Genomic DNA, 15,495 nt, shown 5'->3' with positions numbered 1-15,495 from the left:
CGACCGGGGTACGGGCCGTGGTCCCGGTGCGGGCGGCTAGGCGCCGTCCTCCAGCCAGCCGAAGCTCTTCTCCACGGCCCTGCGCCAGTTCGCGTACTCCCGTTCGCGCACCGACGCCTCCATGGCGGGCGTCCACTCCGCGTCCTTCTGCCAGTGCGAGGTGAGTTCGTCGAGGTCGTTCCACACGCCGGTCGCGAGGCCGGCCGCGTAGGCGGCGCCCAGGCAGGTCGTCTCGGCGACCCGGGGCCGGACCACCGGCACCCCGAGGACGTCGGCCTGGTGCTGCATCAGGAGGTTGTTCACGGTCATGCCGCCGTCCACCTTCAGGGACGTGATCTGCACCCCGGAGTCCTGGTACATGGCGTCCACGACCTCCCGCGTCTGCCAGCTGGTCGCCTCCAGGACCGCGCGCGCGAGATGTGCCTTCGTGACGTACCGGGTGAGGCCGGTGACGACCCCGCGCGCGTCCGCGCGCCAGTAGGGCGCGTACAGGCCGGAGAAGGCGGGCACGATGTAGGCGCCGCCGTTGTCGTCGACGCCGGCCGCGAGGGGCTCGATCTCGTCGGCGGAGCGGATGATGCCGAGCTGGTCGCGGAACCACTGGACGAGCGCGCCCGTGATGGCGATCGACCCTTCGAGGCAGTACACCGGCGCCGCGTCGCCGATCTTGTAGCCCATGGTGGTCAGCAGACCGTTCTTGGACGGCACCGGCCGGTCGCCGGTGTTGAGGAGCAGGAAACTGCCCGTCCCGTAGGTGTTCTTCGCCGTGCCGACCTCGTAGCAGGCCTGGCCGAAGACCGCCGCCTGCTGATCGCCCAGCGCGGACGCCACCGGGACTCCGGCGAGTCGGCCGACGGCGGTGCCGTACACCTCGGCGGAGGACCTGATCTCGGGCAGGACCGCCTCGGGGATGTCCATGGCGGACAGGATGGAGCGGTCCCACTGGAGGGTCTCCAGGTTCATCAGCATGGTCCGCCCGGCGTTGGTGACGTCGGTGACGTGCCGGCCGCCGTCGGTGCCGCCGGTGAGGTTCCAGATCAGCCACGAGTCGATGGTCCCGAAGGCGATCTCGCCGCGCTCGGCGCGGTCCCTGAGCCCCGGCACGTTGTCCAGCAACCAGGCGGCCTTGGGCCCGGAGAAGTAGCTGGCCAGGGGCAGTCCGGTCTGGTCGCGGAACCGGTCCTGGCCGTCGCTGCCGCCGAGTCGGGCGCACAGGGCCGCGGTGCGGGTGTCCTGCCAGACGATCGCGTTGTGCACGGGCTTGCCGGTGGCGCGGTCCCACAGGACCGTCGTCTCGCGCTGGTTGGTGATGCCGAGCGCGCTCAGCTGGTCGGGACGCAGGCCGGCGGTGGCGAGCGCGCCGTCGACCACGGCCTGGACCTTGGACCAGATCTCGGTGGCGTCGTGCTCCACCCAGCCCGGCTTCGGGAAGATCTGGCGGTGCTCGCGCTGGTCGACGGCGACGATCGCGCCGCCGTGGTCGAAGATGATGCAGCGGCTCGACGTGGTGCCCTGGTCGATCGCGGCGACGTACCGCTCGGCGGTGTCCGTCATGGCTACCCCTTGGTGGCTGGGTCGGAAGGCTGCGTGGGACCGGAGGGCCGCGTCCGGGACGATCGGTTCTCCGGACGACCGCGGGCCGGTGGACCGCGGTGGGCGGACCGCGGGTCAGAAGGCCACGTGGTAGACGAGGCCCGCGAGGGCCCCGCCGATCAGGGGGCCGACGACCGGTATCCAGGCGTAACCCCAGTCGGAGGTGCCCTTGTTGGGGATCGGCAGGAAGCTGTGCACGATCCGGGGGCCGAGGTCGCGCGCCGGGTTGATGGCGTAGCCCGTGGGCCCGCCGAGGGACAGCCCGATCCCGACGACGAGCAGGCAGACGATCAGCACGGTGGTGCCGGACTCGCCGAGTCCCTTGGTCAGCCCGAAGGCGAGGACGGGCAGGACCAGCGCGATCGTCGCGATGATCTCGGTGACGAGATTGGCCACCGGGTTCCGGATCTCCGGGATGGTGGAGAAGATGCCGAGCGTGGGCGTCGGCTCCTCCGCGGTGTCCGCGTCGGGCACGTTGGCCCGGAACTGGGCCAGGTAGACCAGGTACGTGAGGACGGCGCCGAGGACCGCGCCGGTGAACTGGCCGAGCAGGTAGACCCAGACCTTGCCCCACGCACCGGTGTCGACGGCGATGCCGATGGTGACCGCGGGGTTGAGCTGGCCGCCGGAGAGGGGAGCGGCGGTGTAGGCGCCGGCCAGGACGCCGAATCCCCAGCCGAAGGCGATCACCACCCAGCCCGCGGCTCTCGCCTTGGAGTGTCTGAGGGTGACGGCGGCGCAGACGCCGGCACCGAACAGGATCAGGATGGCCGTGCCGATGACTTCGCCGGTGAAGATGTCTCCGTCGCTCATGGCGGCTCCTAGGGCGCTGGCCGGAGGATCTGCCCCGGCGCATCGAGCAGGAACGGTTCCCTTGACGACGTCAGCCGAAGGCAGGGAGATCCCGCGCCCCGCCCGGCGTCCGTGACGAGCGTGCCGTGGCAGCCGAATCGCCCATGGGGGAACGGGGCTCAGGACAGGAGCGGCCCATGGCGCAGTGCCTGATTACGCCGAGAATGTACGGCGATGTCGACCGACACCGGAAGTTTTCACCGGCACTCAGGGAGCGTCAAGGTCGCGGACGGCAATGATGACGGGCGACTCGCCGAAGACGTCTCTCACGGCTCCGCCGTCGCACAGCCGGCCTGGGCCGGATACGCGCCCGAGCCGCGCCGGATCTCGTGTCCGGGCAGCCCCGCCCGCCCCAGCACCCAACTCGCGCCCTGCAACGCCTTCGCCGCCTTCTTCAGGGGCGCGAGGGACGCGGCCGCCTCCCGGTGGTCGGCCACACCGCCGGGACCGCACACGACGGTGGCCAGGGACAGCGTGACGGGACGGCCGCCCGCCGACCAGGGCGCGTCCAGCACGTCGGTCACCAGCCGGCCCAGCCCCTCCTCGTCGGCGAGCACCAGGAAGTCGTCCCCGCCGATGTGCCCCACGCGCGCGTGCCCGGCCGCGGCCCGCTGCAGCGCCTGGCCCACCGCACGGATCAGCTCGTCGCCCGCGGCGAACCCGGCGCCGTCGTTCACCTGCTTGAAGTGGTCGATGTCCAGCCAGCTCAGGGCGAAGACCCGGCCCTCGGCGATCCACCGGTCCGTCTCACCGGTGATCGCGTCCGAACCGGGCAGCCGGGTCAGCGGATTGAGCCCGGCCGCCTCCTCGACCCGGGTCTCCGCGAGGGCGCGCACCAGGTCGGCGAGGCGTACGACGCCCACGCAGCGCCCGCTGCGGTCGACCACCGCCACGTCGTCCGAGGTGCGGTCCCGGCCGCCGACGGCCACCACGTCCAGGACCTCCCACGCGGTCGCGTCGACGCCGACCGTGCGCGGAGCGTCGCCCAGCTTGAGGGCCGGGCGGTCGGCGTACAGGGCGTGCCCGTACCGGCCGGACATCGACAGCAGGAAGCGGGACCGGTGCACCGAGCGGACCGGCGCGCCCGTCCGGTCCACCAGGAGGACGCCGGAGACCTCGGGGGAGCCGGTCAGCAGCGCCCGCACCTGCAGGGCGGACGCGGTGACGGGCAGCAGGGCGGCCGGCCGGACGAACTCCCGCACGGACGGCCCGGAGCGCGGCGGGGGAGCGGCGGCGGCCGAACGCGGCGGCACGTACACGTCCGCCACCGGGATCCGGGCCGGCGGCGCGAACAGCTCGCCCTGGCCCAGCTGGGCCCCGGCCGACAGCGCCGCGCCGTACTGGCCCTCGGTCTCCACGCCCTCGACGGCCAGCAGGGCGCCCAGTTCCTCGCACAGGGTCCGCATCGCCCGCACCGCGGCCGTCCGGCCGAGCAGCGAGGCGTCCAGCTTGACCAGGTCGGGGGAGAGGTCGGTGAGCAGCCGCAGCGGCACGTCCCCGTCGCCGATGCCGTCGGCGCTGATCCGGAAGCCCTGGCCGCGCAGTGTCGCCACGGCCTCCAGCAGGGCCCGGTGCGGCACGTGCGTGTACGGCGGCACGATGTCCAGGGTCACCTCCCAGGGCATCCGGCCGGCCTCCTGGACGGCTCGGGGCAGCGGGCCGATGCCGCCCAGGTCGGCGAGGGTGGCGGCGAACACGTTGATGTGCAGCGGCAGCAGGGCTTCCTGGCGGGCCGCGGCGCGCAGGGCCAGCACGGCGAGCCTGCCGTCGAGTTCGGGGTCGCGGCGGGCTTCGGCGAGGACGTCACCGGTCTCGGGGCGGGCCAGGATCTCCAGTGCGGCGATCCCGCCGGTGGTCAGATTGACCACCGGCTGGAAGGCGAAACGGAGAGCATCCGTCCATGAGCGCACGGGAGCATGATGACGCCATCGGCGTACGCCCAGGGCCAGTTCATAAGACGTTCACGCATCATTCCGGGGTGATCACGCAGGGTGCGCGGACCCCGCTGTCACACCCGTCCCGTCAGCGCACCGCTATCACGGACGAGCCATGGCCGAACAGCCCCTGATTGGCCGTGATCCCCACGCGCGCGCCGACCACCTGGCGGTCGCCCGCCGCGTCCCTCAGCTGCCAGGTCAGCTCGCAGACCTGGGCGATCGCCTGGGCCGGCACCGCCTCCCCGAAGGAGGCGAGCCCGCCGCTGGAGTTGACGGGTGTCCGGCCGCCCGGGGCCGTGGCGCCCTCGCGCAGCAGCTTGGCGGCCTCGCCCTCCGGGCACAGGCCCAGGTCCTCGTACCACTGCAGCTCCAGCGCGGTGGACAGGTCGTACACCTCCGCCAGGGAGAGGTCCTCGGGGCCGATGCCCGCCTCCTCGTAGGCGGCCCGCGCGATCGACGCGCGGAAGGACTGAGCCGGGGGCTCGACGGCGGCCGCGGAGTCCGTGGCGATGTCGGGGAGGTCCAGGACCGTGTTCGGGTAGCGCGGGGTGACCGTGGACACCGCGCGGATCCGCACCGAATCGGCGGCGCCGTGCCGACGCGCATACTCCAGGCTGGACAGCACCAGCGCGGCCCCGCCGTCGGAGGTCGCGCAGATGTCCAGCAGCCGCAGCGGGTCGGCGACCACCTGCGAGGCCGCCACCTGCTCGGCGGTGACCCGCTCGCGGTAGCGGGCGTACGGATTCAGGGCGCCGAGGGCTGCGTTCTTCACCTTGACCAGCGCGAAGTCCTCCAGGGTGTCACCGAAGAGCGCCATCCGCCGGCGCGCGTACAGCCCGAAGTAGGTGGGGTTGGTCGCCCCGAGCAGCCGGAAGCGCAGCCAGTCGGGATCCTCCGGGCGGTCCCCGCCGGCCGGCCGGAAGAAGCCCTTGGGCGCCGCGTCCGCGCCCACCACGAGCACCACGTCGGCGAGGCCCGCCAGGATCTGCGCCCGCGCCGCGGCGATCGCCTGCGCCCCGGACGCGCACGCCGCGTACACGCTCGCGACGCGCGCGCCCTGCCAGCCCAGCGCCTTGGCGAAGGTCGCGCCCGCGACATAGCCGGGATACCCGCCGCGCACCGTGTCCGCGCCCACGACGGAGCCGATGTCCCGCCACTGGAGACCCGCGTCCGCCAGGGCGGCGCGGGCCGCCGCCGTCCCGTACTCGACGAAACCTCGCCCCCACTTGCCCCAGGGGTGCAGGCCCGCGCCGAGCACCGCCACGTCCGCCGTCACGCCGCCACCCCCGTCGGCCGCCAGTGCCAGGTCGTCCAGAGCGTCCCGGAGTCCTCGCCGAGCACTCCGGGGACGACCTCGACCTCCATGCCCACCGCCAGATCGGCGACGGTGATCCCGGGAACCGCCTGTCCGAGCACCACGATCCGCTCGGACTCCAGCTCCACCGCGATCAACGCGTACGGCTCCCACGGAAGTTCCGGGTCGCTCACATAGGGTGACGGCGGGCGGTAGCGGCTGTCGGTGTACGACCAGATCCGCCCGCGCCGGGAGAGCGGGACCTCCAGCAGGTCGCCGCCGCCGCATCCGGGATTGCGGCAGTGGGCGTCCTCGCGCGGGAAGAAGACCGAGGCGCAGGCCGCGCACCGGGTGCCCAGGAGCCGGAACCCGTCCCCCTCGCCCGTGAACCAGCCCTCGACCGCAGGCGTGCGTGTACGCGACAAAGCTCCTCCAGGACACCAGATCTGACGGAACGTCAGAAGTGTGCCACGGGCCGCCGCACGCGGACAGGCCGCGCCCCCGGTCCGTGCCCGCCACAGACGTCGGTTCACTTCCGGAACGAGGCGTTCCCGTGACCGTGAGACGTCACCCCCGTGATCGGATAAAGTCCGCGCGTGTCCGAAAATCAGCACCCAACCGCCAACTCCGCTCCGGACTCGCATTGTTCGAGCTGCGGAGCGCCCTACGGAGCAGGAGTCTCCGGCTGGCCGCGCACCTGCCCGGCCTGCGGCCACGTCGCCTACCGCAACCCGCTGCCGGTGGCGATCGCCCTCCAGCCCGTGTACGACACGAAGGGCACCGCCCTGGTCGTCATCATCCGGACCGTCGCCCCCGCACGCGGAGGCACGGCCCTGCCCGGCGGGTACGTCGACGACCGCGAGGACTGGCGGCACGCCGTCGTACGCGAACTCAAGGAGGAGACCGGCATCGACGCGGCCGTACGCGACGTACGGCTCGTCGACGCCATGAGCTCACCCGACGGGCACCTGCTGCTCTTCGGCCTCCTCCCGGAACGTCCCGCCGAAGGCCTCCCGCCGTCCGACGCGACGGACGAGACCGAGGGCTGGCACCTGCTGCGCAGGCCCGAGGAACTCGCCTTCCCGCTGCACAGCGTGGCCGTACGCGCGTGGTTCGAGGGCCGCTACTGAGCCCTCCGGCTCACCCCAGCCCCCGGACGCGCACCGGGTACGGCGGCGCGCTCACCCCGTCGTCCCCCTCACGTCTCACCACCACCCGCCGGCCCTCCCAGCGGGCGACGAAACGCTCGACCTCCGGCTCGTCCCAGCCGTCGCCCGCGTCCGGCACGAACAGCCCGCCCCCGGTCCTGCCCCGGGCGGGCGCCCACACCTCCAGTCCCACACCGCCGTCCTCCTCCCGCACCGGAAGGACGGCACCCGCGCGCGCGAGCACCGGGATCCGCGACAGCGGGGCGTCCACCAGGACCTGCCCCGGCCCCTCGTAGACCCGTTCCGTCAGCGTGTCGTACCAGCGCCCGCGCGGCAGCTGCACCGCACGCCGGTCGGCGCCCGGATCCAGCACCGGAGCCACCAGCAGCCCGTCGCCCAGCAGGAACGCGTCCTCGCAGTCCCGCAGCGCCCGGTCCTCGGGCGCACCCCACCACAGCGGACGCACATAGGGCGCGCCGGTCCGCCGGGCCAGGTGCGCCAGCGTCACGAAGTACGGCAGCAGACGCCGCCGCTCCACAAGCGCCACGCGCGCGTGCTCCAGCACCTCGGCCCCGAACTCCCACGGCTCCCTGCGCCCCGCCCGGATGCTCGCGTGCGTACGGAACAGCGGCAGGTACGCGCCCAGCTGGAACCAGCGCAGGAACAGCTCGGGCGACGGACTCCCGTCGAAACCGCCCACGTCCGGCCCCGAGTACGGCACCCCGCACAACCCGAGCCCCAGCACCAGCGACAGGGACGCCCGCAGCCCGGGCCAGCCGGTGGCCACATCACCGGACCAGGTGCCCCCGTACCGCTGCACACCGGCCCAGCCGGACCGGGAGAACAGGAACGGCCGCTCAGCGGGCGCCAGTTCCCGCAGCCCCTCGTAGGCCGCGCGCGCCATGCACAGCGCGTACACGTTGTGCGCCTCGCGATGGTCGCCGCCGCGCCCCTCCAGAGCGTGCCGTGACGCACGGGGCAGCGTGGACTCGCCGAAGGCGGTGAACGACGTCGGCTCGTTCATGTCGTGCCAGAACCCGGCGAAGCCCTGCGCGAGCCGCTCCTCGTACAACCCGCCCCACCACTTGCGCACGCGCGCGTGCGTGAAATCGGGATACACCGCCTCGCCCGGCCACACCACGCCCTCCACCAGCCGCCCCGACGGATCCCGCACGAAGGCGTCGACCCCCGTCCCGCTGTCGTACACGGCGTTTCCCGGCGCGGCCTTCACCGCCGGATCGACGATCGACACCAGCCGGATCCCGTCCCGCCGCAACTCCTCCGCCAGCGTCGGCAGCTTCGGGAAGTTCTCCTGGTCGACGGTGAACACCTGATGGGCGTCGAAGTGGTCGATGTCCAGATGGACGGCGTCCAGCGGCAGACCGCGCTCCTGGTAGCCGCCGACGATCCGCCGGACCTCCTGCTCGCCCCCGAACCCCCAGCGCGCGTGGTGATGGCCCAGCGCCCACGCCGGCGGCAGCGCGGGCGCCCCGGTCAGCGAGGCCCAGGTGTGCAGCACGCGCGCGGGCGTGCCCGCCATCACCCAGCAGCGCAGCGGACCGCCCTCCATCCGCACCTCGCACCGCCCATTCCGGTCATGACCGGAGCCGGCACCCTCCTCGCCCTCCCTGAGCGTCACCGAGCCGTCCCACGAGGTGTCGTGGAACACCAGGTGCGCCGCCGCGTCCGCCACCACCAGCTGCACCGGCATCGTCACGTACAGCGGATCGTCACCGGGCCCGAAGGCACGCCCGGGATCGGTGTTCCACAGCCGGTACGTGCCATCCCGCAGCCGCGGCCCGGAAGCCCGCCCGCCGAGACCGAAGAACCGGGCGTCCGCGGCCACCTCCGACCGCTGCACCCACCGCGCGGGTCCGCCGTCCACCGGCTCCCACCAGCGGGGCGGCAGATCCCGCCGGAGCATCACACCACCTGGCGTGCACACCTCCACCGCGCCGTACCGCGAGACGCTGATCTTGACCCGCTCCGCCACCACCCGCCAGCCGCCGTCCGTGTCCGGTTCCAGGACCGCCCGCGGATCCGGCTCGGGACAGCGGCCCGCGAGCGCGTACGACGGCTCGGGACCGGCCCCGTCCCAGCCCCAGAAGACCGCGCCGTTCACGGCCACCGTGATCCGCAGCTCGGACCGGCTGAAGCGGATCACACCGCCACCGGGACCCGGCACCGCCTCCCGCACCGGACCCGGCACCCGTGCACGCTCGACCCCCCGCGCGGGCAGCCCCGCGGCGTCGATGCGCCTCCTGCGCCATGCCGCCCGTACGGTACGCAACCCCTGAGCTGCCTTCCTCGAACCGACCACACTCACCGAACGCACCAGGTCACGACCGTCCATGCTGCTCACCCTGCCACTCAGCGCTCCCCACGTGCGTGCCGTTCAACTGCCGTTCACCCGTGCCGGGGCCACATCTTCACGACACGGACCATGTGGAGCGCACCCTGGTGCAGAAGTCGATCACATGGCATCGTCCCTGTCAGCCGCGTACGCGCACACCCCAGCCCGTGCGCGCCCGACGCACACCAGCGCAGAAGCCCGGGAGCCGCCCCATGTCGACCGCGAACCCCCAGCCGCTCTGGCAGCCCGATCCGCAACGGATCGCCCAGGCGCACGTCACCAGGTTCCAGGCCTGGGCGGCGGAACGCCACGGAGCCCCCGCCGACGGCGGGTACCCGGCCCTGCACCGCTGGTCCGTCGACCATCTGGACACGTTCTGGAAGGCCGTGACGGAATGGTTCGACGTCCGGTTCGCCACGCCCTACGCGCGCGTGCTCGGCGACCGCGCGATGCCCGGCGCCCAGTGGTTCCCCGGCGCGGCACTGAACTACGCCGAGCACGCCCTGCGCGCCGCCGCCACCCGCGCGGACGAACCCGCGCTGCTGTACGTCGACGAGACCCACGAACCGCTCCCGGTCACCTGGTCCGAACTGCGCCGCCAGGTGGGCTCCCTGGCCGCCGAACTCCGCGCCCTTGGTGTCGGCCCCGGCGACCGCGTCAGCGGCTACCTCCCGAACATCCCGCAGGCCGTGACCGCCCTCCTCGCCACCGCCGCCGTGGGCGCCGTCTGGACCTCCTGCGCACCCGACTTCGGCGCCCGCAGCGTCCTGGACCGCTTCCAGCAGGTCGAACCGGTCGTCCTGTTCACCGTCGACGGCTACCGCTACGGCGGCAAGGAACACGACCGCCGAGAGATCGTCGCCGAACTCCGGCGCGAACTGCCCACGCTGCGCGCCGTCGTCCACATCCCGCTGCTCGGCACCGCCGCACCCGAGGGCGCCCTGGAGTGGTCGGCCCTGACCTCCGCCGACACCGAGCCGGAGTTCGCACAGGTCCCCTTCGACCACCCGCTGTGGGTGCTGTACTCCTCCGGCACCACCGGCCTGCCCAAGGCCATCGTCCAGTCCCAGGGCGGCATCCTGGTCGAACACCTCAAACAGCTCGGCCTGCACTGCGACCTGGGCCCCGGGGACCGCTTCTTCTGGTACACCTCGACCGGCTGGATGATGTGGAACTTCCTCGTCTCCGGCCTCCTCACCGGCACCACGATCGTCCTGTACGACGGCAGCCCCGGATACCCCGACACCGGCGCCCAGTGGCGGGTCGCCGAACGCACCGGAGCCACCCTGTACGGCACCTCCGCCGCCTACGTCATGGCCTGCCGCAAGGCCGGCGTGCACCCCGCCCGCGACTTCGACCTGTCCCGCGTGCGGTGCGTCGCCACCACCGGCTCGCCGCTGCCCCCGGACGGCTTCCGCTGGCTCCACGACGAGGTGGGCGAGGACCTGTGGATCGCCTCCGTCAGCGGCGGCACCGACGTGTGCTCCTGCTTCGCCGGCGCCGTCCCCACCCTCCCGGTCCACACCGGCGAACTCCAGGCACCCGGCCTCGGGACCGACCTCCAGGCCTGGGACCCGAACGGCGACCCCGTCATCGACGAGGTCGGCGAACTGGTCGTCACCAACCCCATGCCCTCGATGCCGATCCGCTTCTGGAACGACCCCGACGGCAGCCGCTACCACGACAGCTACTTCGACATGTATCCCGGCGTGTGGCGGCACGGCGACTGGATCACCGTCACCTCCCGCGGCTCGGTGATCATCCACGGCCGCTCCGACTCCACGCTCAACCGCCAGGGCGTCCGGATGGGATCGGCCGACATCTACGAGGTCGTCGAGCGCCTGCCCGAGATCAAGGAATCCCTCGTCATCGGCGTCGAACAGCCCGACGGCGGCTACTGGATGCCCCTGTTCGTCCACCTGGCACCGGGCGCCGCACTCGACGAGGCCCTGCTCAACCGCGTCAAGCAGGCCATCCGCGAACAGCTCTCACCACGCCACGTCCCCGACGAGATCATCGAGGTCCCCGGCGTCCCGCACACCCTCACCGGCAAACGCATCGAGGTCCCGGTCAAACGCCTCCTCCAGGGCGCCCCGCTGGAGAAGGCCGTCAACCCCGGCTCCATCGACAACCTCGACCTGCTGAGCTTCTACGAGGACCTGGCCCGCAAACGGGCCTGACCCGCCCGGCGGCCCGCACGACCGGCGTGCGGGCCGCACTGTCAGTGGCGACGGTTACGGTGAGTGAGCATTGATCGACCGCTCACAGGGGGAATCATGGCACGCACCGACCACCGGGCCGTGCGACGCGTCCTGCGCCGCGAGATCGCCGGCACCATCGGCCTGCTGACCGACGAACACGACTTCCGCGCCATGCGGCGCTACCGCACCTTCACCTTCGACGACCACCCCACCTACCTGGGACAGATCGAAGCCCTCCTCAGGACCCGCGCCGCGGAAGGCACCCACACCACCCTCGCCCTCTTCGACCCCGAGGAATTCGCCGCGTTCTGCACGGACACCGGACTCGACCCGGACAACCCCGCGGCCCGCACCCGCTTCACCGCCGAACTCGCGGCCACCGGCGCCACCGTCCCCTACGACGGCCGCCCCCTCACCGACCTCGTCCCCGTCCTCGTCGACGAAGCGGTACGCCAGGCCACCTGGGAGTACGCCAGCACCCTGCTGGCCCGCCTCGGCCCCTGCCCCACCTGCGGCGAGGACATCGGACGCGCCTCGTTCACCCGCGCCTCCCACCTCCTGACCCGCATCCTCGACGCGGCCCCACCGGGCGACCGGCACCTCGTGTGCAGCGTCTCCGGAGAACCCGAAACCCTGATCACCGTCCTGCACGCCGACCGTGACACCGAGGGCACCACCCGGCTCGACGAAGCCGAGGTCCTCGAATTCACCAGCGTCCTCGCGCTCGGCCTGGCCACCCGCAGCCCCGGCGGCCTCGTCATGCGCACCAGCGCCCCCGGCACCGCCGACCGCGTCTGCGGCTGGCGCCTGCGCGGCGACCGCCTCACCCCGCTCACCGCGGCCGAGGTCTTCGACGCCTACTGCACCGACATCGAATCCGGCGACCTCATCTCCCCGGAATCCGGCGTCGACTACTGCACCCCGCCCGACCTCGGCGACCAGGACGCGGCACCGGGCCACCACCACTGACACGCAACGGGGGCGCCCCACCCGCAGGTGGAGCGCCCCCGGGGGACAGCCGGCCAGGGCCGCGCCCGGCTACTCGCCGGACAGCACCGCCTGAGCCGCCGCGCGCGCCTCGTCCGCGCTGTCGGCGGCCCGCGCGGCCGAAGCGGCCCGCTCGCACTGGGCGAGCGTGTACTTGGCCAGCGTCGAGCGCACGTAGGGGATCGACGCCGCACCCATGGACAAGGAGGTGACACCCAGACCCGTCAGCACACACGCCAGCAGCGGATCGGCCGCGGCCTCACCGCAGACACCACAGCTCCTGGCCTCGGCCTTCGCCGCCTCGGCGGACAGCGCGACCAGGTCGAGCAGCGCGGGCTGCCACGGGTCCTGCAGCCGGGACACCGCACCGACCTGGCGGTCCGCGGCGAACGTGTACTGCGCCAGGTCGTTCGTGCCCAGCGACAGGAACTCGACCTCCTGGAGGATCGAGCGCGCCCGCAGCGCGGCCGACGGAATCTCCACCATCGCGCCGAACTTGGCCCGCAGCCCCGCCGCACGGCAGGCGTCCGCGAACGCCTTGGCGTCGGTGCGGTCCGCCACCATGGGCGCCATGACCTCGAGGTGGACGGGCAGCCCCTCGGCCGCCTTCGCCAGCGCGGTCAGCTGCGTGCGCAGCACGTCGGGGTGGTCAAGGAGCGTCCGCAGACCGCGCACGCCCAGCGCCGGGTTGGGCTCGTCGGCCGGCGTCAGGAAGTCCAGGGGCTTGTCCGCACCCGCGTCCAGCACCCGCACGACGACCCGGCCCTCCGGGAACGCCTCCAGCACCTGGCGGTAGGCCTCGACCTGCTTCTCCTCGGACGGCGCGTTCTTGCTGTCGTCCAGGAACAGGAACTCGGTACGGAACAGGCCCACACCCTCGGCACCGGCCGCCACGGCCGCCGGCACATCCGCCGGTCCGCCCACGTTGGCCAGCAACGGCACCTTGTGCCCGTCCGCGGTGACACCCGGACCGGTCGAGGCGGTCAGCGCCGCCTTGCGCTCGGCGGCCGCGGCCTCCAGCTCCGCCTTCTTCTCCGCACTCGGGTTCACGAAGATGTCGCCGGTGCTGCCGTCCACGGCGACGACGGTGCCCTCGACGAGCTCACCGGCACCGGGCAGCGCCACCACGGCCGGCACACCGAGCGCCCGCGCGAGGATCGCGCTGTGGCTGGTCGGCCCGCCCTCCTCGGTCACGAAGCCGAGCACCAGGGTCGGGTCGAGCAGAGCGGTGTCGGCCGGCGCCAGGTCCCGCGCGACCAGCACGTAGGGCTCGTCGCTGTCCGGGACGCCCGGCATCGGAACCCCGAGGAGCCGGGCGACGATACGATTCCGCACGTCGTCCAGGTCGGCCACGCGGCCGGCCAGGTACTCACCGGCTCCGGCCAGCAGTTCGCGGTACGCGGCGAACGCGTCGTACACCGCGCGCTCGGCGGTGCTGCCGACGGCGATCCGGCGCTCCACGTCGGCCATCAGCTCCGGGTCCTGGGCCATCATGGCCTGCGCCTCGAGCACCGCCTGGGCCTCACCGCCCGCCAGGTTGCCGCGCGCCATGAGATCGGCGGCCACCGCCTCCACGGCCTGCCGGGCCCGCGCGGGCTCCCGCGCCGCCTCCTCCGCCGGGATCTGCTTGGCAGGCGGCTCCAGCACCGCCGTTCCCATGTGCCGAACCTCGCCGATCGCCACACCGTGGCTCACGCCGACGCCTCGCAGCGTTGTCTCCATCTCACCCGTCTCCGATAAGTGCGGCGGGTCCCGCCGCCGCGGTGGTTTTCGTGGTCGCCGCCGTCCTCGGCGGACGACGGGACGGCGTCGGGGCCGTCAGCTCCAGACGAAGAGGCTGTCGCCGGACTTCACGTCCCCGTCCTCACGGACGTGGGAGAGGGAGTCGGCCGTGGCCTCCAGCGCGACGACGGGGCACACCGGGGACTTGCCGGCGGCCTCGACCTCGGCCGGGTTCCACCGGATGACGCCCTGGCCGCGGGTCACGGTGTCGCCCTTGTTGACGAGAAGCTCGAAGCCCTGGCCGTTGAGCTGCACCGTGTCGATGCCGAGGTGGGTGAGGACTCCGTGACCGCTCTCGTCGACGACGACGAAGGCGTGCGGGTGCAGGGAGACGATGACACCGTCGACGGGCGCCACGACCTCCGAGGGTTCGCGCGCGGGGTCGATCGCTGTGCCGGGGCCGACCATGGCCCCGGAGAAGACCGGGTCCGGCACGGCGGCCAGTCCGATGGCGCGTCCAGCCAGAGGGGACGTCACGGTGGTCATGGGAAGCCTCCCGGAGATGGCGCTGCTCAGGGGCCGTCACCGCTTGTTCCGGACGGCACTGAGCAGCAGCGTATGTCAGATGAAGTGGCGGTTCCGCATGGAAGCTACCACCTAGTGGTCTAGACCACCAGCCTAATGGATTTGCATGGGCTCCGAGGCCCCGTGTACAGTCGTACCCCTGCTTGAGACCGAGCGGCGCGCAGTCAAAGCGTCCTCACTCGGCAGAAACCAAATTCGTCAGATCCCAACTCGGGGTCATCTTCCGCATGTCTTCGGGAAGGTGGTCAGAGGGCCGGAAAAACACTGATAGAGTTTGGAACACCGAAGGGAAGCCCGGAGGAAAGCCCGAGAGGGTGAGTACAAAGGAAGCGACCGTTCCTTGAGAACTCAACAGCGTGCCAAAAGTCAACGCCAGATATGTTGATTACCCCGTCTCCGGCCGAATCTTCGGTTGGGACGAGGTTCCTTTGAAAAAACACAGCGAGGACGCTGTGAACCATCGGACTATTCCTCCGGTGGTTCCGCTCTCGTGATGTGTCACCGGCGGTATTAATTTACTGGCCGAGTAAACATTCACGGAGAGTTTGATCCTGGCTCAGGACGAACGCTGGCGGCGTGCTTAACACATGCAAGTCGAACGATGAACCACTTCGGTGGGGATTAGTGGCGAACGGGTGAGTAACACGTGGGCAATCTGCCCTTCACTCTGGGACAAGCCCTGGAAACGGGGTCTAATACCGGATAACACTGCGGATCGCATGGTCTGCGGTTAAAAGCTCCGGCGGTGAAGGATGAGCCCGCGGCCTATCAGCTTGTTGGTGAGGTAGTGGCTCACCAAGGCGACGACGGGTAGCCGGCCTGA

General features: G+C 72.1%; 11 protein-coding genes and 1 rRNA gene. 4 read left to right on the top strand and 8 right to left on the bottom strand.

Annotated features, from left to right (window positions below; translation table 11 throughout):
• Nucleotides 1-36 precede the first annotated feature (36 nt).
• The 5 genes from glpK to ACIQOE_RS29575 all read right to left on the bottom strand — a co-directional run bounded on the left by glpK (nt 37) and on the right by ACIQOE_RS29575 (nt 6,101).
• Complete coding sequence (gene glpK / locus ACIQOE_RS29595; protein ID WP_399012868.1) at nt 37-1,554, bottom strand: glycerol kinase GlpK; 1,518 nt, start codon at nt 1,552-1,554, stop codon at nt 37-39.
• 114 nt (nt 1,555-1,668) lie between these two features.
• Nucleotides 1,669-2,406 (bottom strand): MIP/aquaporin family protein, encoded by a 738-nt coding sequence (locus ACIQOE_RS29590; protein ID WP_351319935.1) that lies wholly within the window; start codon nt 2,404-2,406, stop codon nt 1,669-1,671.
• A gap of 305 nt (nt 2,407-2,711) precedes the next feature.
• Entirely contained in the window at nt 2,712-4,355 is a 1,644-nt protein-coding gene (locus ACIQOE_RS29585; RefSeq protein WP_365573766.1) for a GGDEF domain-containing protein, read from the bottom strand.
• A gap of 112 nt (nt 4,356-4,467) precedes the next feature.
• Nucleotides 4,468-5,658, bottom strand: a complete 1,191-nt coding sequence (locus tag ACIQOE_RS29580) for a lipid-transfer protein (RefSeq protein WP_401414757.1) — start codon at nt 5,656-5,658, stop codon at nt 4,468-4,470.
• Nucleotides 5,655-6,101, bottom strand: coding sequence for a zinc ribbon domain-containing protein (locus tag ACIQOE_RS29575; RefSeq protein WP_362178593.1), 447 nt, complete (start codon nt 6,099-6,101; stop codon nt 5,655-5,657). Before ACIQOE_RS29575 ends, ACIQOE_RS29580 begins: the two co-directional genes overlap by 4 nt.
• Before the next feature lie 171 nt (nt 6,102-6,272).
• Here ACIQOE_RS29575 and ACIQOE_RS29570 point away from each other — a divergent pair, with 171 nt between their 5' ends.
• Nucleotides 6,273-6,806 carry an NUDIX domain-containing protein gene (locus tag ACIQOE_RS29570; protein WP_401414755.1) on the top strand — a complete coding sequence of 178 codons (534 nt, stop codon included), beginning with the start codon at nt 6,273-6,275 and terminating at the stop codon, nt 6,804-6,806.
• 10 nt (nt 6,807-6,816) lie between these two features.
• On the opposite strand, the gene ACIQOE_RS29565 is transcribed toward ACIQOE_RS29570, so the two are convergent.
• Nucleotides 6,817-9,177 carry a glycoside hydrolase family 31 protein gene (locus tag ACIQOE_RS29565; RefSeq protein WP_365558355.1) on the bottom strand — a complete coding sequence of 787 codons (2,361 nt, stop codon included), beginning with the start codon at nt 9,175-9,177 and terminating at the stop codon, nt 6,817-6,819.
• 212 nt (nt 9,178-9,389) lie between these two features.
• Here ACIQOE_RS29565 and ACIQOE_RS29560 point away from each other — a divergent pair, with 212 nt between their 5' ends.
• Together ACIQOE_RS29560 and ACIQOE_RS29555 are read left to right on the top strand one after the other, a co-directional pair.
• On the top strand, nt 9,390-11,357 hold the full coding sequence (locus ACIQOE_RS29560; protein WP_401414753.1) for an acetoacetate--CoA ligase: 1,968 nt from the start codon (nt 9,390-9,392) through the stop codon (nt 11,355-11,357).
• 96 nt (nt 11,358-11,453) lie between these two features.
• Entirely contained in the window at nt 11,454-12,347 is an 894-nt protein-coding gene (locus ACIQOE_RS29555; protein WP_351319921.1) for a hypothetical protein, read from the top strand.
• 69 nt (nt 12,348-12,416) lie between these two features.
• Here the strand turns inward: ACIQOE_RS29555 and ptsP are convergent, their stop codons facing one another.
• A complete protein-coding gene (gene ptsP, locus ACIQOE_RS29550; protein WP_365573781.1) occupies nt 12,417-14,087 on the bottom strand; it encodes a phosphoenolpyruvate--protein phosphotransferase in 1,671 nt (556 codons plus the stop codon).
• A gap of 96 nt (nt 14,088-14,183) precedes the next feature.
• The gene (locus tag ACIQOE_RS29545; RefSeq protein ID WP_351319917.1) at nt 14,184-14,633 is read right to left on the bottom strand and encodes a PTS glucose transporter subunit IIA; all 450 of its coding nucleotides are present in this window, start codon (nt 14,631-14,633) and stop codon (nt 14,184-14,186) included.
• 572 nt (nt 14,634-15,205) lie between these two features.
• On the opposite strand from ACIQOE_RS29545, the gene ACIQOE_RS29540 reads away from it, so the two are divergent.
• Nucleotides 15,206-15,495: ribosomal RNA gene (locus tag ACIQOE_RS29540) — 16S ribosomal RNA — on the top strand; the annotation flags it as partial.

Origin of the sequence: Streptomyces sp. NPDC091282 (assembly GCF_044757385.1) — a bacterium.
GTDB lineage: Bacteria > Actinomycetota > Actinomycetes > Streptomycetales > Streptomycetaceae > Streptomyces > Streptomyces gramineus.
Note: the sequence above shows the minus strand (reverse complement) of the source record. Positions and strands in the feature narration are given on the sequence as shown.